Source organism: Pseudoalteromonas sp. SIMBA_162, from assembly GCF_046535955.1.
Taxonomy (GTDB): Bacteria; Pseudomonadota; Gammaproteobacteria; order Enterobacterales; family Alteromonadaceae; genus Pseudoalteromonas; species Pseudoalteromonas marina.
Genome location: NZ_JAWJBQ010000113.1, coordinates 1 through 387, shown reverse-complemented (window position 1 = coordinate 387; position 387 = coordinate 1). Strand labels below are relative to the sequence as shown.

Sequence of the window (387 nt, the reverse complement as noted above, 5' to 3'; positions counted from 1 at the left end):
CGGCTATGACATCAGCGACTATCGCGATGTCGACCCGATGTTCGGCACCCTGGAGGACTTCGACCGTCTGGTCGAGGCAGCGCATGCGCGCGGCCTGAAAGTCATCATCGATCAGGTGCTCTCACACACCTCCGACGCCCACCCGTGGTTCGAGGAAAGCCGCCAGAGCCGCGATAACCCGCGCGCCGACTGGTATGTCTGGGCAAACCCCAGACCCGATGGCGCACCGCCCACCAACTGGCAATCGATCTTCGGGGGCTCCGCGTGGCAATGGGACACTCGCCGCTGCCAGTACTACCTGCACAACTTCCTGATCGCGCAGCCGGACCTCAACTTCCATCCCCCCGAGGTCGTGACGGCCATTCTTGAAGAAGTGCGATTCTGGCT

General features: G+C 62.8%; 1 protein-coding gene. It reads left to right on the top strand.

Annotation, left to right across the window (positions count from 1 at the left end):
• On the top strand, positions 1-387 hold a 387-nt coding region (locus tag R0J88_RS18960), incomplete at both ends, for an alpha-amylase family glycosyl hydrolase (RefSeq protein WP_410900722.1).